Genomic DNA, 17465 nt, shown 5'->3' with positions numbered 1-17465 from the left:
CGCCAAGGTCACGTTTCATCCGACCAATCAACGCCTGAAGGTTCGTGCTGCGCCGAAAATCACGTTTTGTCCGCCAGGTGATCGGATCTCTCCGGGTGTCGCTGGATGGGGGCAGGCGCCTGGTCCACGCTCGGGTGCCGAGAGGACGCTGACGACGCTCGGTGCTCCCGACGACGTACGCCGTCCCCACGAGAACGGCTGGTGCGAGGGGCCGGCGGCGTACGGGCTGATCGCGGAGCGGTGCGGCGGTGACGACGGCGTGGAGCAGAGGGCCACGGCCGGCGGGCACGGCCGGGTGTGCCAGGCCGCCCGCGACATCCCCAAGCGGTGAGCGCGGCAGGCGGATCAGGGCAGGGGACCCAGGAGGCCCATGACGCCGGGTACGGCGGGCCGTTCAGGACGGCTCGCCGCCCCCGCGGGTTCCCCCGCCGGGCGTCAGACGCGCGGCGGGTTCTCCCGCCGGGCGTCAGATGCGCGGCGGGTTCTCCCGCCGGGCGTCAGATGCGCGTCGAGGTGGAGGCGTACCCGCCGCCGCCGGGGTAGACCCACTCGCCGGTGAGCGTGGTGCCGTCGGCGTCGAAGGTGCCCGCGTAGTAGGCCGGGCCGCCCTTGGCCCCGGCCCAGATGGTCAGCCGGTCGCCGTCCAGCTCGTAGACGTAGTCGAAGGTGTTGCCCGCCGAGTCGTAGTAGCGGGACACGACGTCCGCCCCGGTCGGCTCGCCGAACGGCCGCAGGTTGCCGATGACCTCGATGCCGGTGACCGGCTCGCCGAACTGGGTGAGCTCGACGTGCTGGACGAGGAAGAACCGTCCGGGCAGCCACTCGTAGCGCACGGTCCCCTCGGCGCCGCCGGTGACCTTCCAGGTGCCGACCAGCCGGTCCAGGGCCTTCAGCTCGGGGCTGGGCTGCGGGGTCTGGATCATGTTGCCCTCCTCTGTGGGTTGTCTCACCGGTACCTCGGAGGCCCCCGCCGGGCTTTGACACGAGCTCGCTGTGACATGAATCACGCTCGACCGGCGTCAAGAAGGGCGATCCGGGTCCGAGGTAGCGAGCGGGAAACCCACCGACAAAGGAGGACGTGCATGACCGCCACCACCACCGACACCGGCGTTCCCGCCCGCAGGAGCGCCCGGACGTCCGGACGCCTGCTGCTGGCCGGGGCGCTGGCCGGGCCGATCTTCTTCGCCTCGGCCACCACGCAGATGCTCACCCGTGCGGGCTTCGACATCACCCGGCACCCCATCAGCCAGCTGTCCACCGGCGACCTGGGATGGATCCAGATCCTCACCTTCGTCCTCGCGGGGACGGGCGCGCTGGCGCTGGCCGTCGGCGTCAGGCGCACGCTCACCGAAGGGATCGGGCGGCGGGCGCTGCCGATCCTGGTGGGCGTCTTCGGCGCGGGGCTGGTGGCGGCCGGGGTCTTCACCATGGACCCCGAGAAGGGCTTCCCGGCGGGGACGCCTGAAGGGCCGGTCGCGCAGATGTCCTGGCACGGCATCGCGCACTCGGCCGCCGCCGCCGTGGCCTTCACCGCGCTGGCCGTCGCGGCCGTGGTGATGAGCGTCCGGTGCGCCCGCCGCCGGTCGGCGCCGCCCGCCGTGCCGGGCGCCGTGCTGAGTGCCGTCGCCGCGCTGGTGCTCCTCGTGCCGATGTCGCCCGACCGCATGAGCGTCCAGATCGCCGTGAACGGCCTGGTGGCCTTCACCTGGACGACCGTCCTCGCGGTGTCGCTGCGGCGCGCCGCCTGAGGCGAAACGTAGAATCGGCTGCCACGATCAAGGGATTCACCGTGAAATACCTGCTGCTCGGCTACACCCCGGCCGCCGCGTGGGACGCCGCCACCGCCGACGTCCCCTCCGAGGAGGCGCTGGCCGCCTTCGCGACGTACCAGAAGCTGGAGCAGGAGCTGATCGCCTCCGGCGAGTTCGTCAGCAGCGAGGGCCTGGGGCACCCGGCGGTCAGCACCACCGTCCATCGCGACGGTGACGAGGTGGTCGCCACCGACGGTCCCTTCGCCGAGCTCAAGGAGGTCCTGGCCAGCTTCGCCGTGATCGACGTGACCGGCAAGGAGCGGGCCGTCGAGATCGCCGCGCGCATCGTCGAGGTGCTCGGCGAACCGATCGAGATCCGCCCGATCATGGGTGCGGACTTCGGGACGTGAACCGCGAGCTGGAGCACCTGCTGCGCACCGAGGCGCCGCAGGTGCTCGGCGCGCTGGTCCGCCGCTTCGGCCGGTTCGACATCGCCGAGGACGCGGTGCAGGAGGCGCTGCTGACCGCCGGGCGTACCTGGCCGGTCGAGGGCGTCCCGGAGAACCCGCGCAGCTGGCTGATCCGCGTCGCATACCGGCGCATGGTGGACCTGCTCCGCTCCGACCAGGCCCGCCACCGCCGCGAGCTGCGGGCCGGGGTGGCCGACCTGGCCATGCAGGAACCCGGGCGCCGGGCACACCCCGCGGCCGGCAGCGACGACAGCCTGACCCTGCTGCTGCTGTGCTGCCATCCCGCGCTCGACCCCACCTCCCAGGTGGCGCTCACGCTGCGCGCGGTCGGCGGCCTGACCACCGCCGAGATCGCGCACGCCCACGGCACGACCGAGCCCACCATGGGCGCCCGGATCAGCCGCGCCAAACAACGGCTGGCCCGCGCCGGAGCCCGCTTCACGCCGCCCACCGACGCCGACCGCGACAGCCGCATGACCGCCGTGATGCGGGTGCTCTACCTGATCTTCAACGAGGGTTACACCGCCACCGCCGGCGACCGGCTCGCCCGCGTCGACCTGACCCGCGAGGCCATCCGGCTGACCCGCATGCTGCACGCCGCGCTCGGCGACGACGCCGAGGTGACCGGCCTGCTGGCGCTGATGCTGCTCACCGAGTCCAGGCGCGCAGCCCGTACGGACGGCGGCGACCTGGTCCCCCTGGACGAGCAGGACCGTACCCGGTGGGACCGCGACCTGATCGACGAGGGCACCGCGCTCATCGACGGCGTCTGGAACCGCGGCCGGACGGGCCCCTACCAGCTCCAGGCCGCGATCGCCGCCGTGCACTCCGCGGCCGCCGCGCCCGACCGGACCGACTGGGCCCAGATCGCCATGCTGTACGTGTGGCTCGAACGGCTCACCCCCACTGCGCCGGTCCAGCTCAGCCGGGTGGTGGCGGTGGCTCACGCCTACGGACCGGTCCGCGGCCTGGCGCTCCTGGACGACCTCGACCGCCACCACCACCTGGACCGGCACCCGCTCACCAGGCAACGGGAGCACGCGGTCCGCGCCCACCTGCTCCAGATGACCGGCGACACCGCGCGGGCCGCCGCGCTCTACCGTCAGGCGGCCGGCCTGACCGCGAACCAGGTCGAGCAGCGCTACCTGCTCGGCAAGGCCGGCGATCTCGGCTGACCGGCCCCCCGGCACCGACGACGCCGTGGGCGGATCGCCGTGGTAGCGGAACGAACCTTTCCGCCTGTCCTTCTACGGTGAAGGCGAACGCACCGAGGAGGAATTCGTGATCGAACTGTCGTGGCCGCAGGTCAGCGCGCGCCGTCTGGAGCGGGCGCACCTGGCCGCCCCCGCCGCCGACAAGGGCCAGGCCGCCGTCGTGGCCGCCATGTGCGGGGCGCACGCCCAGGTCATGTCGGCGGCCGAGCTCTCGATCGGCCTGCGGCTCGACGGCGTCACCCGCGCCCACGTACGCGAGGCGTTGTGGGACGAGGGCAGCCTGGTCAAGACGCACGGGCCGCGCGGGACCGTGCACCTGCTGCCGGCGGACGACCTGCCCATGTGGCTGGGCGCCCTGTCGTCGCTGCCCCCGGGGCCCGGCGGGGCCGAGGGCGTCCGGCTGACGGCGGAGCAGACCGACCAGGTCGTCCAGGCCGTCCGCGACGTGCTGGCCGGGGCCGACCTGACGATCGACGAGCTGAGCGACGCGGTCGTCGCGGCCACCGGGCCGTGGGCGGGCGACCTGGTCATGCCCGCGTTCCAGGGCATGTGGCCGCGCTGGCGGCAGGCGATGCACACCGCGGCGCACCGCGGGGCGTTCGTGTTCGGGCCGGTCAGAGGGCGCAAGGTCACCTACCGCGCCGCGCCGGCCGCGCCCGTGCCGCCGGACGCTCGGGCCGGCCTGGTCAGGGCCTACCTGGCCGCGTACGGGCCGGCCACCCCGGCGCAGTTCGCCCAGTGGGTCGGCGCGACGGTGCGGTGGGCGGCCGAGGCGTTCGCGACGGTGGAGACCGAGGAGGTGTCGTTCGACGGGCGTCCGGCCCGGGTGCTGGCGGGGGACACGACGGTGCCGGACGGGCCGCCGCGCGGCGTGCGCCTGCTGCCGTACTTCGACGCCTACCTGATCGCGGGCCGGCCGCGCGAGCTGCTCTACCCCGGCCCGGCCTGGCAGCGGGCGTTGTCCGGCGGGCAGGCCGGCACCTTCCCCGTGCTGCTGGTGGACGGCGAGGTGCGCGGCGTCTGGCACCAGCGGCGCTCCGGCAGCCGGATCGACGTCACGGTCGAACTGCTGTCCGCCCTGACCGCCGCCCAGCGCGGCGAGCTCGACGAGCAGGTGGAACGGGTGGGGGAGATCCTGGAGGGCAGGCCGCGCCTGACTCTCGGCCCGGTCACCGTGGGCGCGCACGCCTGAGCGGGGGAACGCCTCATTGGACAATATGTCCGAGCTGGACATAGCATCCGGGCGTGACGAACACGGATGAGCGCGTGCGGCTGTGGTCGCCGGTGTGCGAGGCGGTGGCCGCGCTGCTGGCCCCGTACGCCGAGGTGGTCCTGCACGACGTCCGCGGCGACCGGGTCCTGGGCGTGTGGAACCCGATGTCCGGGCGCGGCCCCGGCGCCCCGTCGCTGCTCGGCGAGCTCGACCGGCTCGCCCCCTCGCCCGGCGGCGTCTACGGGCCCTACGAGAAGCTGCTGGCCGACGGGCGGCGGCTGTCGTCGGTGAGCGCCGTGCTGCGCGACCCCGGCGGCGAGCCGTCCGCCGTGCTCTGCGTGAACCTCGACCGCACCCCGCTGGAGCAGGCCGCGGCGCTGCTGGCCGCGTTCGCCGCGCCGTCGGCGTCCCGGCCGGAGGCGCTGTTCGAGCAGGACTGGACCGAGCGCGTGCAGCAGATCGTCGGCGCCTACGTCCGCGAGCACGGCCGGCCGGTGGAGCGGCTGACCCGCGAGGACCGCCTCGCCGTGCTGGCCGAGCTGGACCGGGCCGGGGTCTTCACCGTCCGGCGGGCGCCGTCCGTCGTCGCGGGGGCGTTGCGGACGTCCCGTTCCACCCTCTACGCCCTGCTCGCCGAGCTCAGGAGGAGCCGACCGTGACCCCGCTTCCCGACTTCCGGCTGGAGGTCTACTTCTCCCGCTGGGAGTTCACCGCCCGCCACCACCTGGCCGCCTCCGACGCGCAGACCATGACCATGGCCGAGCTGCTCGCCCTGGCCGGCGACGACGACAGGCACGCCTGGGAGACGCTGTCACTCGGCTACACCGAGACGTTCGGCGACCCCGGGCTGCGCCAGGCCGTCGCGGACACCTACGAGCGCGTCGGCGCGGACGACGTGGTCGTCTTCGCGGGCGCCCAGGAGGCCCTGTACCTGGCCATGCAGGTGCTGCTCGGCCCCGGCGACCACGCCGTGGTGGTCACGCCGTGCTACCAGTCCGCCGAGACGGTGCCGATGGCGTTGTGCGAGGTCACCGGCGTCGCGCTCGACCCGGCCCGCGACTGGGCGCTCGACCTCGACGCCGTGCAGGCCGCGATCCGGCCGAACACCCGCGTGGTGTCGGTCAACTTCCCCAACAACCCGACGGGCAAGGTCATCGGCGCGGCCGACCTCGCCCGGCTGGCCGCGCTGTGCGATGAGCGCGGCATCCACCTGTTCAGTGACGAGGTCTACCGCGGCCTGGAGCTCGACCCCGCCCGTACGCTGCCGCAGGCCGCCGACCTGTCACCGGCGGCGCTCTCCCTGAACGTCACCTCCAAGTCCCTCGGCATGCCCGGCCTGCGCATCGGCTGGATCGCCTGCCGCGACCGCGAGCTGCGCACCCGTCTCGAACGCGCCAAGCACTACACGACCATCTGCAACTCCGCGCCCAGCGAGCTTCTCGCCCGCATCGCGATCAAGGCCCGGGACCGCATCCTGGCGCGCAACCGCGGGATCATCGCCGCCAACCTGCCGCGCTTCGAGGCGTTCTTCGGCGAGTTCGGCGACCTGTTCGAGTGGCGGGCGCCGGACGGCGGCTGCGTCACCTTCCCCCGCTACCTGGGGCCGGACGGCGTCGAGGCGTTCTGCGCCGAGCTGGTCGAACAGGCCGGCGTGCTGCTGCTGCCCGCGGGCGTCTACCGCTCGGAGCTCACGCCCACGCCGGACGACCGGTTCCGCCTCGGCGTGGGCCGCGCCGACCCCGAGCCGGGCCTGGAAGCCTGGGCGTCCTTCCTCAAGGGGCGGTGACCGGCCCGGCGGGCGGGCCGGTCCGCCCGACGGCGGCCTGCACGCCGTCGAGCAGCACGGTGAGCCCGACCGTGAACGCCTCGTTCACCTGGTGTTCCAGGTACGGCTCGCCCTCGCCGGGGACGCCGGCCTCGCTCTCGATCCAGGCCACCATGGGGAAGCGGGCCGCGAAGCCCGGCGCGACCTCCTCCAGCAGCCGGGAACGGGTGTGCCACCACTCCTCGTCCGACACGCCGGTGGCCGACGGGGCCTGCCGGGACTCGGCGACCGTCCGGGCCGCGCCGCGGACGAAGTCGAACAGCAGCGACACCACGCCGCGCAGCGCGGGCGGGCGCAGGCCGGTCTCGCGCAGGATCGCGACCAGGCTCTCCAGCAGCGCGAACTCGTTGGGGCCCAGCACCGGACGGGCCTGCGACACCTGGAGCACCCAGGGGTGGCGCTGGTAGAAGTGCCACAGGTGCCCGGCCCACGCGGTGACCGCCGGCCGCCAGCCCCCGGCCAGGTCGTGGGCGGTGGGCAGCTCGCCCAGGGCCTTGTCGTACATGAGGTCCACCAGCTCGCCCTTGCTGGGGACGTAGGTGTAGAGGGCCATGCCGGTGCGGCCCAGCCGTTCGCCGACCTTGCGCATGGACAGCGCGGCCATGCCCTCGGCGTCGGCGACGGCGATGGCGGCGTCGACGATCAGGTCCACGCTCAGGCCCGGCTTGGGGCCGGGACGCGACTCGCCCGGCTCCTCGGTCCGCCACAACAACGCCATCGAACGGCGCGCGTCCCCCTGCCCGGCGAAGACGACCACGGTACGACTCTCCTCTGCCCCGGATCTCTTTACGGCAGAAGATATCAGCGCCCGCGGCGGCGAGCGGGCGGGGGCGTGCGTCGATCCCGGCGCCCCGCGGGGGCGCCGGGATCGAGGTGGGTGAGGGCGTCAGCCCCCGACGCCGACCCCCGCGCCGGGGCCGTAGCCGTGGCCGATCCAGTTGCCGTTGCCGCTGCCCGGCCAGTTGTGGCGGCCGTGGTCGTGCTTCCAGCCCCAGCCGTCGTCGTCGGAGTCGTGCCCGTGCTCGCCGCCCTTGCAGGCGTCGGCGTCACGGGTGCCGGCGAACCGGCCGTACTTCGTGACGTGGTGGTACGTGGAGTCGTCGTTCGTTCCGAGGCTGCAGTTGTCCGGGTGCCAGTGCCTCTCGTCGGACCAGGCGTCCGCGGCGGCCACGCCGGCCATGCTGAACACCGCGGCCGCGACGAGCAGTGCACCGCCGGCGGCGATGAGGTTACCTCTCATGAGCTCCCCCTGTAATCACGAAGTGACATCGGCCATCACTATACGTAGCGATCTTGGACGCCCTTCGCAGCGCCACACCCGGTTTCCCCCAACAGCGGGCCCCCTACCAGCAAACTCGCGGACACCGGCAACCCCGGCCTGGCAAGGGCGCACGGGCCTTCCGCACGGCGTTCCGGCACGAGCGGAATTCGGGCGCGCGACGCCGCCGAGTCAGCCGTCCTCCGGAACGAGCAGCACCTCGGCCCCCATCGGCAGATACCCCGCGGCCAGGAAGGCCCGTACGCTCGCGGCGTTGCCCGGCGCGATCTGCGCCCACAGCGGGCCGGGCGTCAGGTGCCTGGCCGCCGCGGCCAGCGACCTGCCGAGCCCGCGCCCGCGGTGCTCGGGCTCCACCTCGACGGCCGCCTCCCAGCGGCCCGCCACGCCGCGGCCCAGCGTGACCAGGCCGGCGCCGTCGCCGGTGACCCACACGCGCACGGCGTCCCGGTAGCGGCGGGCCCGGACGACGCGCGGATGGTCGCCGTCGGTGAGCTCCTCCAGCGCGAGCGGGGGCGGCCCGGGGGCGGGGGCGGCCAGCGCGAGCAGGTCCAGGTTGCCGGTCCGCCTGCCGGTCGCGGCCTCCATCGCCGTCAGGAACGCCGGCATGAGCGGCGCCGACAGGTCGCCGGCGGGCAGCAGGGCGTGCACCCGAGCCGGATCGACGTCGGCGAAGACCACCGTGTGGGCGGTGAAGGCGATGATCCCCGCGTCGCGCTCCGACGGCTGGGGGAGGACGGTCACGCTGCCGTCGGGGGCGGGCGGGCGGCCCGCCGCCGCGTCCGAGAGAAGGTCGGCCAAGGTCTCCATGCCCACATTCCAGCAGACCGATTTCCCGCCGGAACGATCAGCCCGAGGCCGCGCCCCCGTCCGCCGCGGACCGTACGGCGGCCAGGTAGGCGTGGATGGCGTCCCGGTTGCGGGACAGGCAGTCGATGCGCTGCTGGATGCGGCCCGCCTCCGCCCGCAGCAACTCGGCCAGCTCGGGCGTCAGGCACTCCGGATGCAGGTGGATCTCGTCCGGCTTGTTCAGGAACGGCAGGATGCGGCGGATGATCTCCGTGGTGAGCCCGGAGTCGAGCAGGCCGCGGATCTGCTGGACCCGGTACACCGCCGGCTCGGGATAGTCCCGGTAGCCGTTGACGGCGCGGTCGGGGTGCAGCAGATCCTGCTCCTCGTAGTAACGCAGCATGCGCGTCGGCACGCCCGTACGCTGGGACAACTGTCCGATCTTCATGCTTTCCCCGGAAGATTTGCCTTCACACTGATGTGAAGGTTTCAGCATAGGCGACATGTCTCCTGCGAAACTCCCGTGGGCGGGGCTGCTCGCGCTGTTCACGGCGGCGTTCACGGCCGTCATGACCGAACTCCTCCCGGCGGGCCTGCTGCCGCAGCTCTCCGCTGCCCTCGGCGTGCCGGAGGGGACGGCCGGGTTCCTCGTGACCGCCTACGCGGTCGCCTCCTTCCTGGCCGCGATCCCGCTGACCGCGTTGCTGCGCGGGCTGCCCAGGCGGCAGGTGCTGGTGGCCGCGCTGCTCGGGTTCGCGCTGTTCAACACGGTCACGGCGGTGTCGTCGTGGTACGCGGTGACGTTCGCGGCGCGGGTGGGCGCGGGGGCGATGGGCGGCATCCTGTGGGCCATGCTCGTCGGGTACGCCGCCCGCATGGTCCCCGCCGAGCGCCGCGGCAGGGCCATCGCGATCGTCTCGGCCGGGATCACGGTGGCGCTGTGCGCGGGCATCCCGGCCGGGACGCAGCTCGCGGCGGTCGTCGGATGGCGGGCGGCGTTCGGGTCGCTGTCGGCGGTGGCGGTGGTCCTGGTGGGCTGGGTCCTGTGGAAGGTGCCGCCCTTCCCCGGCGAGCCGGCGGCGCGGCGGGTGCCGTTGCGGCGGGTCGCGGTCGTCCCCGGCGTCAGGACCGTGTTGTCGGTGACGGCGCTGGTGCTGCTGGGGCACCAGGCGATGTACACGTACCTGGCGCTGTTCGCGGAGCGGGCCGGGTTCGGCCGGCCGGGGACCGTGCTGCTGGTGTTCGGCCTGGCCACGGTGGCGGGCATCTGGGTGGTCGGCGCGGTGATCGACAGGCGCCCGCGGGCGACCCTGCTCGCGGTGCTGGCCGCGGTGGCCGCGTCCATGACGGCCCTCGGTCTGTACGCCGGGTCCGCCGGGGTGCTGCTGGGCGCGGTCGCGTTGTGGGGCGCGGCGTTCGGGGGAGCGCCGACGCTGCTGCAGACCGCGCTGGTCGTCGCCTCGGGGCCGGAGAACGCCGACGTGGCCACGTCGATGCAGACCACCGTCTACAACGCGGGCATCGCGGCCGGGTCGCTGGCCGGCGGGCTGGTGCTGGAGGGCGCGGGGGCGGGCGCGCTGCCGTGGACCGCGCTCCCCGTGGTGCTCGCCGCCCTCGCGGTCGTGGCCGCCGCCCGCCGGCACGCCTTCCCCGCATCCGGCGGCCCGGCCCCCGGCGACCCGGCCCCCGGAGACCCTGTGGCCGGACGCGGGGCCGCCGGAACGGGCGCCGCTAGAAGCCGTGCCTCGACAGCGGCGGCACCAGCTCCCGCTCCTCGTACGACAGGTGGGACAGCAGCGCGTCGCTGAGCAGGTCGACGGCGGCGCGCAGGTCGCCCAGGCCGCCGGGCTCGCCGACGAAGGCGACCAGCGTCCGGTCCACCCGTTCGATGATCTTGTGGATCGCCTCGTGCTCCTCCTGCAGCCGGTCCAGGACGGGCGCGAGCCCCGGCTCGGCGCGGCGGAGCTTCGGGAAGACCATGGTGTCCTCGCCGGTGTGGTGCATGGTGACGAGCCTGCAGTACGACTCGCAGTACGCCCCCAGCGTCCAGTTGTTCTGCCGCATCGTCATGGTCGCGATCTGCGAACGGGCCGCGCCCGCGTCGATCGTGCCCGCGGCCACCTGCTCGACGAGGTCGCGCAGCTGGGCCAGCTCGGCGCGCAGGTGGTCGTGCACGTCCACGAGGTGCTGCCCGGCGGCCTGCTCCGCCGGGGTGTACCGGCGGGCGGGGTCGGGGTCGGGCGCGGTGGGCCTGGTGGCCTCGTCCCAGACCTGGATCGCGGCGCGGGTCCCGGCGGGGCGGTCCGGTTCCGGGGAGTGCCCGCGTCCGGCGGCGACCAGCTCCCGTACGGCCGGGGCGGTCTCGGCGGCGAAGCGCTCGATCTCGCGCGGATCGCCGGACATGAGGATGAAGACGCTCACCCCGTGGACGAGCGCCAGCTCGGCGAGCTGCGCGGCGGGCAGCGGGCCGCCCAGGTTGAGCAGCCGCCGCACGTCGGACGGCGACCGCCCGGCCTCCAGCGCGGCCTCGTCGATGACGGCGTTGCCCTCGCCCAGGGCGGCGACGTCCTGGAAGCGGGGGAGCGAGGGCAGCCAGCCGTCGGCCAGCCGCCCGGTGAGCCGGAGCATGCGCGGCTTGTACGCCCCGAGCCAGATCCCGATGTCGTGGGCCGGTCGCGGGCCGCGCTTGAGGCCGTCCACCCGGTAGTGCTCGCCGCGGTGGTGGATGCCGCCGCGCGGGCCGGTGTCCCAGATCGCGCGGATGATCCCGATGCCCTCCTCCAGCGCGGCCACGGCCTCGGACGGGGTGTGCCGGGGGCCGCCCATGGCCTCGATGGCGTCCCAGTAGCCGCCCGCGCCGAGCGCCAGCTCGAACCGCCCGTGGCTGAGCAGGTCGAGGCTGGCCGCCGCCTGGGCGAGCACGGCCGGCGGGCGCAGCGGCAGCGGGTGCACGTTGCCGGCCAGCCGGATGCGCTCGGTGCGCGCGGCGACGAAGCTGAGCAGCGTCCAGGTGTCGAGGAGGGCGGGCTGGTAGGGGTGGTCCTGGAAGGTCACCAGGTCCAGCCCGGCGCGCTCGGCGAGCTGGGCGAGGGCCACGACCTCGTCCGCCTGCCCGGCGGCCGGGACGAGGTTGGCGCTGAACTGCAGGTCGTGACCGTAGTCGGGCATGAGGGGCTCACCCATTGGTTGGTTGTACGAACTGTTGGTGTTGCGAAGTAAATTTAGTTCGTGCCGCCAACTACTGTCAATTACACTGGTCGCATGGTCGCCACCGAAGCCCCGGGTCTGAGCCTCACCGAGGCGCTCGTCCGCCTGGCGCACCTGGTCGAGCAGGTCTACGGCGAGGTCAGCAGGGAGCACGACCTGACCCCGCAGCAGGCCCAGCTCCTGTGCCTGCTGGTCGGCGGGCCCATCGGGATGACCGGTCTGACCCGGGCGCTGCACCTGGAGAAGTCGAGCCTGACCGGGCTCGTCGACCGCGCCGAGAAACGCGGGCTGGTGGCCCGGGTGCGCGACGCGCGTGACCGCCGCGCCTGCCTGATCGAGCTGACCCCGGAGGGTGCGGGGATCGCGGTGCGCGCCCACGACGGGGTGGCGGCCCGCCTGGAGATGCTGGCCGCCGGGCTGCCCGCGGGCCACCGCGACCTGCTGGCCGCGGCCGTCGGGGAGATCCTGGCCGCGGACACCGCCCGCACCGGCCGCGCCTGGGGCCGCCTGGAGCCCGGCCGCTGAACGGCCGCTGAACGGCCGCCGGTCAGGGGAGCGTCAGGGGCGGGGGAAGACCTCCGCGAGGAACGACGTCAACGCCGCCGTCACCTCTTCGGGGCGTTCGAGGGGCGCCAGGTGGCCGGTCTCGGGCAGGTCGAGGCGGCGCGCGCCCGGAATGCCCGCCGCCAGGATGTCCGACACCTCCTGGATGCCCGGCACGTCCGACAAGCCGTTGATCACCAGCGTGGGCGCGGCGACCTCGCGCAGCCGCCCCGCGGCCGGCGGGGACAGGAACCGCTCCGACGACCTGGGCCCGGTCCAGGACCGCTGGAACACCAGGGCGCACATCTCCACGGCCGCCTCCCACACCGCGCCGGGCAGGGCGTCGCGGCCGCGGCCGGGCCCGGCGACCTGCCAGGCCGTGTGCGCCTCCGCCATCGCCCGCACGTCACGCGGATCGACGCCGGTCGCCCCGCCCTCGCGGTAGCGGGCCAGCCGGTCGGCGGGCACCGAGGTGTGCACGCGTTCGCGGGCCTGCGCCAGCATCTCCGGCGGCCACTGGTGACCGGCCAGGCCGGAGCCGATCAACGCCAGGGCCGCCACCCGGCCGGGCGCGGCCAGGGCGGCCTCCATGGCGTACGCGCCGCCCATCGAGCAGCCGACCAGCGCCGCCCGCCCGACCTCCAGCGTGTCCATCAGCTCCAGCAGGTCTTCGTGGTGGCACGCCTCGCCCTCGGCGTCGGCGGACCCGCCGTGGCCGCGCCGGTCGTAGCGGATCACCCGATGACGCCGCGACAGCGCCGCGAACTGGTGCTCCCACATGCGCCGATCGGCCACCCCGGCGTGGAGCAGCACGACGGCGTCGCCCGACGCGGGCCCGGCCTGGTCATAGGCGATCTTCATCCCCGCAACCTACTCCCGCGGGGGTGCGGGAGCGGGTCGCGTTCGCCACGGGCTCAGCGTCAGGCGTAGTCGGGGGTCATGACGGCGGCCAGGGTCAGGTGCGGGGCGGCCTGCTCCGGGTGGCCCTGACGGTGCAGGGTGCGGCCGAGGAGGTGGCGGGCGTAGGAGTCGTCGGGCGCCTCGGCGACCAGGCTCTCCAGGGCCGTACGCGCCCGGCCGAGCTGGGCCGAGGCGAAGTACGCGCGGGCCGCCAGCAGCCGCACCCCGCGATCCGTGCCGTGCTCGTCGAGCAGCGGGCGCAGCAGCGTGAGCGCGCCGAGCGGGTCGCGCTGGTCGAGCAGCGACTCGGCGTGGCGCAGGCGCTCCACCTCGGCGGGCAGCCGCCGGACCGGGTGAGCGGCGGCGTCGGCCAGGAAGTCCCTGATCACGTCCGGCGGCTGGGCCCCGGCCAGGGCGCGGCCGCCCGCCACGATGGTCGGCGACGTGCGCACGCCCTTGGCCTTGCCCGTGAGCAGCAGCTCGCGCACCAGGCCGGCGCCCCGGCCGTCCCACGGCACGCCGGTCTCGTCGGCGATCGCCGACAACACGGCCGGGTCGCCGATGTCGAGGGTCTCGACGAAGTGGGCCGACAGGACCCGCCCGACCACGGCCGACTGCAGCGCCGCGCCGCCCGTCTCGTACGCCACGGCGATCAGCCGGTGCGCCTCCAGCGTGTTGGGCCGCCAGGCCGCGCCCCACTGCTGCCCGAGCCCTTCGTCGGCGGCGATGCCGGCCACCCGCACCCGGTTGTCGGCCGGGGACAGGCCGGGCGAGCAGACCTGGAGCGCCTCCTCGACCATGGGGTCGCTCAGCACCTCCGCCAGCGGCTCGGCCTTGGCCGGCGCCGACGGATCGATCTGGAACGGCCGCCAGACCACCTCGACCGGCTCGCCCTCCCAGGAGGCGAGGGCCTTCTCCAGCCGCCGCTTCCCGATGTGGGCCCATCCGCAGACCATGTCCGCCCAGACTTCGATTCGCATGACGGGCAATCTATGCGACAACTGTCGATTAGTCAACATGTGTCGTATAGTGGCGGCGTGAACCCGGACGATCCGCGCGCGCGGCGTACCCGCGCCCGTCTCAAGGCCGCCGTGCTGGACCTGGCCGCCCGGCAGGAACTGGGCAGCATCACCATGTCGGCGCTGGCGCAGCACGCCGAGGTCAACCGCGCCACGATCTACCTGCACTATCCGGACGTCGACGCGCTGGTCACCGACGCCATGGAGGACGCCGTCACCGCCGTGGCGCGGGCGGCGGCCCTGTGCCCGCTCGACGCCCCCCGCGACCGGCCGCCCGCCCCGCTGGCGGAGCTGTTCGACCACGTGGCCGCCAACGCCACCCTGTACGAGCGCATGCTGGGCGGCCAGGGCAGCGCCCGCTTCGCCGCCCGGATGCGCGAGCGGCTCACCGAGGAGCTGACCGGCCGCTTCGCCACTGGCAGCCGCCCGGCGGGGTTCGAGGACGTGCCCGCCGACGTGCACGCCGCTTTCCTGGCCGGGGCGCTCATCGGCGTGATCACGCACTGGGTGTGCGGCGGCCGCCGCGACGCCGCCGCGGCCCAGTCGTTCTGGCGCCTGTTCCGCCCCCCGGTCCCCGGCTGAGCCCCGCCGCCGTGCGCCGCCCTCCGGAGACCGGTGCGGGGGGCTGGGCCTGAGCTCCGCGCGCCGCCCGCTTGGTACGCTGCGTCGCGACATCGCAGGACAGGTCAGAGGCGTCATTCCTCACCTGGCAGCGGTCGCCCGCCCCTTCCCCGACCCCGACCCGACCGCCAGGACCACACGATGACCATGCTTCCCGACGAGCTCAGGACCGCCCTGGACTCGGCCCTGGCCCGCTTCGCGCCGCACGAGCTGTCCCGCGCGACGGAACAGCTCACCGAGCGCTACCGCACCGGCCCGTCCGCCGCCGCGCCGCATCTGCGCACCCCGGCCGACATCGCGGCCTACGCCGCCTACCGCATGCCCGCCACGTACGCCGCCGCGGGCACGGCCATGCGCATGGCCGCCGCGATGACCCCTGGCTTCGCGCCGCGGACGCAGCTCGACGTGGGCGGCGGCACCGGCGCGGCGGTCTGGGCGGCCGGGCCGGTCTGGCCCTCGCTGGAGCGGGTCACCGTCGTCGAGCACGACCCCCAGATCATCGAGCTGGGCCGGCGGCTGGCCAGGACCGCGCCGGTACGCGACGTCACCTGGCGGCGCGCCTCGATCGACCCGGGGCTCGACCGGCCCGCCGCCGACCTGGTCACCATGTCGTACGCGCTGAACGAGCTGCCCGCGCAGCGGCACGCCGACGTCGTGCGCTGGCTGGCCGCGGACGCCACGATGGTGATCGTCATCGAGCCCGGCACCCCCGCCGGGTACGCCAACATCGTCACCGCCCGGGAGACGCTGACCGGGTGCGGCCTGACCGTCGTCGCCCCCTGCCCGCACGACGGCCCCTGCCCGATCCGGCCGGGCCACGACTGGTGCCACTTCTCCGTCCGCCTGCCGCGCACCACCCTGCACCGCCGCGTCAAGTCGGGCACGCTCGGCTTCGAGGACGAGAAGTTCTCCTACGTGGCCGCCGTGCGGGGGGAGTGGCCGCGGGCGGCGGCCCGCGTCCTGCGCCACCCGCAGAAGCGCAAGGGCCTGGTGTCGCTGCGCCTGTGCACCGCCGAGGAGGGCGTGCGCGACGTGGTCGTCTCCAAGCGGCAGGGCGAGCTGTACCGGCTGGCCCGCGACGTCGACTGGGGCGACGACTGGCCGGCCGCCGAGTGACCCGGTCCGGCGGTAGGGTCGGCGGGATGGATCACGATGCGGTGCTGGCGCTGTTCGACCGGCAGATGCGGCGGGAGGCCCGCCCCGACGGGCCGGACGTCAGGGTCGAGCGGGACGCCGGCGTCGTCCGCCAGGTCGGCCCGCCGCACGCGTGGAACGGCGTCCTGTGGTCCGGCCTCGACGAAGAGAGCGCCGACGCGGCCGTCGCCCGCCAGGTGCGCTTCTTCGGCGACCTCGGCCTGGGCTTCGAGTGGAAGCTGTACGCCCACGACCGGCCCGCTGACCTGGCCGACCGGCTCCTGGCCGCCGGGTTCGCCGCCGAACCGGCCGAGACCGTGATGGTGGCCCGGGTCGCCGACCTCGACACCGAGGTGGAGCCGCCCGACGGCGTGAGCCTGGTGCCGGTCACCGACGAGGCGGGCGTACGGGCGCTGGTCGCCTGGCGGGCCCGGTGGGCAGCCGCGCGCGGCTACGACTACCTCCAGGTCGACGCCTCCGACCAGAGCCGGCCGATCCTGCTCGGGCTCGGGTTCGTCCCGCTGACCACGACCACGCCGTACGTGCGGGCCTGACCTCGCCGGTACCCTGGGCACACCCCGTCGTGACAAGGAGAGCGTTGCCCGAGAGGACCCCGCGCGAGCTCGGCCTGCTGGCCGACTGCGAGAGCTGTTTCGGCCTGTGCTGCGTGGCGCTGCCGTTCGCCGCCTCCGCCGACTTCGCCGTCGCCAAAGACGCCGGCCGCCCCTGCGTCAACCTGCGCGACGACTTCCGCTGCGGCATCCACGCCCAGCTCCGGGAGCGCGGCTTCCCCGGCTGCACCGTCTTCGACTGCTTCGGCGCCGGGCAGAAGGTCTCGCAGGTCACCTTCGAGGGCCGCGACTGGCGTGCCGCGCCTGAGACGTCCGGGCAGATGTTCGCCGTGTTCCCGGTCATGCGGCAGCTCCACGAGCTGCTGTGGTACCTCGCCGAGGCGCTGACCCTCGACGCCGCCGCGGAGATCGCCCCCGAGCTGCGGGCGGCGTACGAGGAGACCGAGCGCCTGACCCGCGAGAGCCCCGGCGTCCTGGAGTGGCTCGACGTGGCCGCCCACCGGGGCGAGGTCAACACGCTGCTGCTGCGTACGAGCGAGCTGGTCAGGGCCGGTCGGCGGGGCAGGGAGCACCGCGGCGCCGACCTGATCGGCGCCAACCTCAAGGGCGCCGACCTGCGTGCGGCCAACCTGCGCGGCGCCTACCTCATCGGCGCGAACCTGCGCGGGGCCGACCTGCGCCTGGCCGACCTGATCGGCGCCGACCTGCGGGGCGCCGACCTGTCCGGGGCCGACCTCACCGGCTGCGTCTTCCTCACCCAGGCCCAGGTCAACGCCGCCAAGGGCACCCCCGACACGAGACTGCCCGCCGCCCTGACCCGCCCCGCCCACTGGACCGCCGCCGCCGGTCCGGAGCCGCGCGCCCCGCGCGGCAGGGCCGGATCCCCTCGCCGGCAGGGCCGCCGCGGCCGACCCTAAAAGGACATGTAGTA

Annotated in this window: 20 protein-coding genes; 12 read left to right on the top strand and 8 right to left on the bottom strand. The window is 74.6% G+C overall.

Features of this window, described 5'->3' with window-relative positions:
- Positions 1-497: 497 nt before the first annotated feature.
- Entirely contained in the window at positions 498-923 is a 426-nt protein-coding gene (locus tag ABT158_RS19380) for a hypothetical protein (RefSeq protein WP_352355073.1), read from the bottom strand.
- Between the two features lie 159 nt (positions 924-1082).
- Between ABT158_RS19380 and ABT158_RS19375 the strand changes: the two genes are divergently transcribed.
- The 6 genes from ABT158_RS19375 (at position 1083) to ABT158_RS19350 (ending at position 6434) form a co-directional block, all read left to right on the top strand.
- Positions 1083-1748: a DUF998 domain-containing protein gene (locus tag ABT158_RS19375; RefSeq protein WP_352355071.1), complete on the top strand. Its 666-nt coding sequence runs from the start codon at positions 1083-1085 to the stop codon at positions 1746-1748.
- Positions 1749-1789: 41 nt separating this feature from the next.
- Entirely contained in the window at positions 1790-2161 is a 372-nt protein-coding gene (locus ABT158_RS19370; RefSeq protein ID WP_352355069.1) for a YciI family protein, read from the top strand.
- Positions 2158-3396, top strand: coding sequence for an RNA polymerase sigma factor (locus tag ABT158_RS19365; protein WP_352355067.1), 1239 nt, complete (start codon positions 2158-2160; stop codon positions 3394-3396). The genes ABT158_RS19370 and ABT158_RS19365 overlap by 4 nt, the downstream gene beginning before the upstream one ends.
- 106 nt (positions 3397-3502) lie before the next feature.
- The gene (locus tag ABT158_RS19360; protein WP_352355065.1) at positions 3503-4627 is read left to right on the top strand and encodes a winged helix DNA-binding domain-containing protein; all 1125 of its coding nucleotides are present in this window, start codon (positions 3503-3505) and stop codon (positions 4625-4627) included.
- A 53-nt stretch (positions 4628-4680) separates the two neighbouring features.
- On the top strand, positions 4681-5307 hold the full coding sequence (locus ABT158_RS19355; RefSeq protein ID WP_352355063.1) for a helix-turn-helix transcriptional regulator: 627 nt from the start codon (positions 4681-4683) through the stop codon (positions 5305-5307).
- Positions 5304-6434, top strand: a complete 1131-nt coding sequence (locus ABT158_RS19350; protein WP_352355061.1) for an aminotransferase class I/II-fold pyridoxal phosphate-dependent enzyme — start codon at positions 5304-5306, stop codon at positions 6432-6434. Before ABT158_RS19355 ends, ABT158_RS19350 begins: the two co-directional genes overlap by 4 nt.
- On the opposite strand, the gene ABT158_RS19345 is transcribed toward ABT158_RS19350, so the two are convergent.
- From ABT158_RS19345 to ABT158_RS19330, 4 genes are all read right to left on the bottom strand, one after another.
- Positions 6421-7230: a TetR/AcrR family transcriptional regulator C-terminal domain-containing protein gene (locus ABT158_RS19345; RefSeq protein ID WP_352355059.1), complete on the bottom strand. Its 810-nt coding sequence runs from the start codon at positions 7228-7230 to the stop codon at positions 6421-6423. The genes ABT158_RS19350 and ABT158_RS19345 overlap by 14 nt on opposite strands.
- A gap of 129 nt (positions 7231-7359) precedes the next feature.
- The gene (locus ABT158_RS19340; RefSeq protein ID WP_352355057.1) at positions 7360-7713 is read right to left on the bottom strand and encodes a hypothetical protein; all 354 of its coding nucleotides are present in this window, start codon (positions 7711-7713) and stop codon (positions 7360-7362) included.
- 210 nt (positions 7714-7923) lie between these two features.
- Positions 7924-8559: a GNAT family N-acetyltransferase gene (locus tag ABT158_RS19335; RefSeq protein ID WP_352355055.1), complete on the bottom strand. Its 636-nt coding sequence runs from the start codon at positions 8557-8559 to the stop codon at positions 7924-7926.
- Positions 8560-8596: 37 nt separating this feature from the next.
- Positions 8597-8986: a MerR family transcriptional regulator gene (locus ABT158_RS19330; RefSeq protein WP_352355053.1), complete on the bottom strand. Its 390-nt coding sequence runs from the start codon at positions 8984-8986 to the stop codon at positions 8597-8599.
- A 55-nt stretch (positions 8987-9041) separates the two neighbouring features.
- On the opposite strand from ABT158_RS19330, the gene ABT158_RS19325 reads away from it, so the two are divergent.
- The gene (locus ABT158_RS19325; RefSeq protein ID WP_352355051.1) at positions 9042-10346 is read left to right on the top strand and encodes an MFS transporter; all 1305 of its coding nucleotides are present in this window, start codon (positions 9042-9044) and stop codon (positions 10344-10346) included.
- Here ABT158_RS19325 and ABT158_RS19320 read toward each other — a convergent pair.
- A complete protein-coding gene (locus ABT158_RS19320) occupies positions 10270-11721 on the bottom strand; it encodes an LLM class flavin-dependent oxidoreductase (protein WP_352355049.1) in 1452 nt (483 codons plus the stop codon). The genes ABT158_RS19325 and ABT158_RS19320 overlap by 77 nt on opposite strands.
- 78 nt (positions 11722-11799) lie before the next feature.
- On the opposite strand from ABT158_RS19320, the gene ABT158_RS19315 reads away from it, so the two are divergent.
- Entirely contained in the window at positions 11800-12270 is a 471-nt protein-coding gene (locus tag ABT158_RS19315) for a MarR family winged helix-turn-helix transcriptional regulator (protein WP_352355047.1), read from the top strand.
- Positions 12271-12303: 33 nt separating this feature from the next.
- On the opposite strand, the gene ABT158_RS19310 is transcribed toward ABT158_RS19315, so the two are convergent.
- Positions 12304-13149: an alpha/beta fold hydrolase gene (locus tag ABT158_RS19310; RefSeq protein ID WP_352355045.1), complete on the bottom strand. Its 846-nt coding sequence runs from the start codon at positions 13147-13149 to the stop codon at positions 12304-12306.
- A gap of 59 nt (positions 13150-13208) precedes the next feature.
- Positions 13209-14168, bottom strand: a complete 960-nt coding sequence (locus ABT158_RS19305) for a DsbA family protein (protein WP_352355043.1) — start codon at positions 14166-14168, stop codon at positions 13209-13211.
- 57 nt (positions 14169-14225) lie between these two features.
- On the opposite strand from ABT158_RS19305, the gene ABT158_RS19300 reads away from it, so the two are divergent.
- From ABT158_RS19300 to ABT158_RS19285, 4 genes are all read left to right on the top strand, one after another.
- Positions 14226-14789 carry a TetR/AcrR family transcriptional regulator gene (locus tag ABT158_RS19300; RefSeq protein ID WP_352328110.1) on the top strand — a complete coding sequence of 188 codons (564 nt, stop codon included), beginning with the start codon at positions 14226-14228 and terminating at the stop codon, positions 14787-14789.
- Between the two features lie 180 nt (positions 14790-14969).
- Entirely contained in the window at positions 14970-15944 is a 975-nt protein-coding gene (locus ABT158_RS19295; protein ID WP_352355041.1) for a small ribosomal subunit Rsm22 family protein, read from the top strand.
- A 26-nt stretch (positions 15945-15970) separates the two neighbouring features.
- Positions 15971-16516 (top strand): hypothetical protein, encoded by a 546-nt coding sequence (locus ABT158_RS19290; RefSeq protein WP_352355039.1) that lies wholly within the window; start codon positions 15971-15973, stop codon positions 16514-16516.
- A 44-nt stretch (positions 16517-16560) separates the two neighbouring features.
- Positions 16561-17451 (top strand): pentapeptide repeat-containing protein, encoded by an 891-nt coding sequence (locus ABT158_RS19285; RefSeq protein WP_352355037.1) that lies wholly within the window; start codon positions 16561-16563, stop codon positions 17449-17451.
- Positions 17452-17465: the final 14 nt, after the last annotated feature.

The organism is Nonomuraea sp. NPDC001636 (genome assembly GCF_040298265.1).
Lineage (GTDB): Bacteria > Actinomycetota > Actinomycetes > Streptosporangiales > Streptosporangiaceae > Nonomuraea.
Note: the sequence above shows the minus strand (reverse complement) of the source record. Positions and strands in the feature narration are given on the sequence as shown.

Coding starts and splice junctions, on each gene's coding strand:
- ABT158_RS19380 (WP_352355073.1), bottom strand. CDS start 923: ATGATCCAGACCCCGCAGCCCAGCCCCGAGCTGAAGGCCCTGGACCGG.
- ABT158_RS19375 (WP_352355071.1), top strand. CDS start 1,083: ATGACCGCCACCACCACCGACACCGGCGTTCCCGCCCGCAGGAGCGCC.
- ABT158_RS19340 (WP_352355057.1), bottom strand. CDS start 7,713: ATGAGAGGTAACCTCATCGCCGCCGGCGGTGCACTGCTCGTCGCGGCC.
- ABT158_RS19335 (WP_352355055.1), bottom strand. CDS start 8,559: ATGGAGACCTTGGCCGACCTTCTCTCGGACGCGGCGGCGGGCCGCCCG.
- ABT158_RS19330 (WP_352355053.1), bottom strand. CDS start 8,986: ATGAAGATCGGACAGTTGTCCCAGCGTACGGGCGTGCCGACGCGCATG.
- ABT158_RS19325 (WP_352355051.1), top strand. CDS start 9,042: ATGTCTCCTGCGAAACTCCCGTGGGCGGGGCTGCTCGCGCTGTTCACG.
- ABT158_RS19320 (WP_352355049.1), bottom strand. CDS start 11,721: ATGGGTGAGCCCCTCATGCCCGACTACGGTCACGACCTGCAGTTCAGC.
- ABT158_RS19315 (WP_352355047.1), top strand. CDS start 11,800: ATGGTCGCCACCGAAGCCCCGGGTCTGAGCCTCACCGAGGCGCTCGTC.
- ABT158_RS19310 (WP_352355045.1), bottom strand. CDS start 13,149: ATGAAGATCGCCTATGACCAGGCCGGGCCCGCGTCGGGCGACGCCGTC.
- ABT158_RS19305 (WP_352355043.1), bottom strand. CDS start 14,168: ATGCGAATCGAAGTCTGGGCGGACATGGTCTGCGGATGGGCCCACATC.
- ABT158_RS19295 (WP_352355041.1), top strand. CDS start 14,970: ATGACCATGCTTCCCGACGAGCTCAGGACCGCCCTGGACTCGGCCCTG.
- ABT158_RS19290 (WP_352355039.1), top strand. CDS start 15,971: ATGGATCACGATGCGGTGCTGGCGCTGTTCGACCGGCAGATGCGGCGG.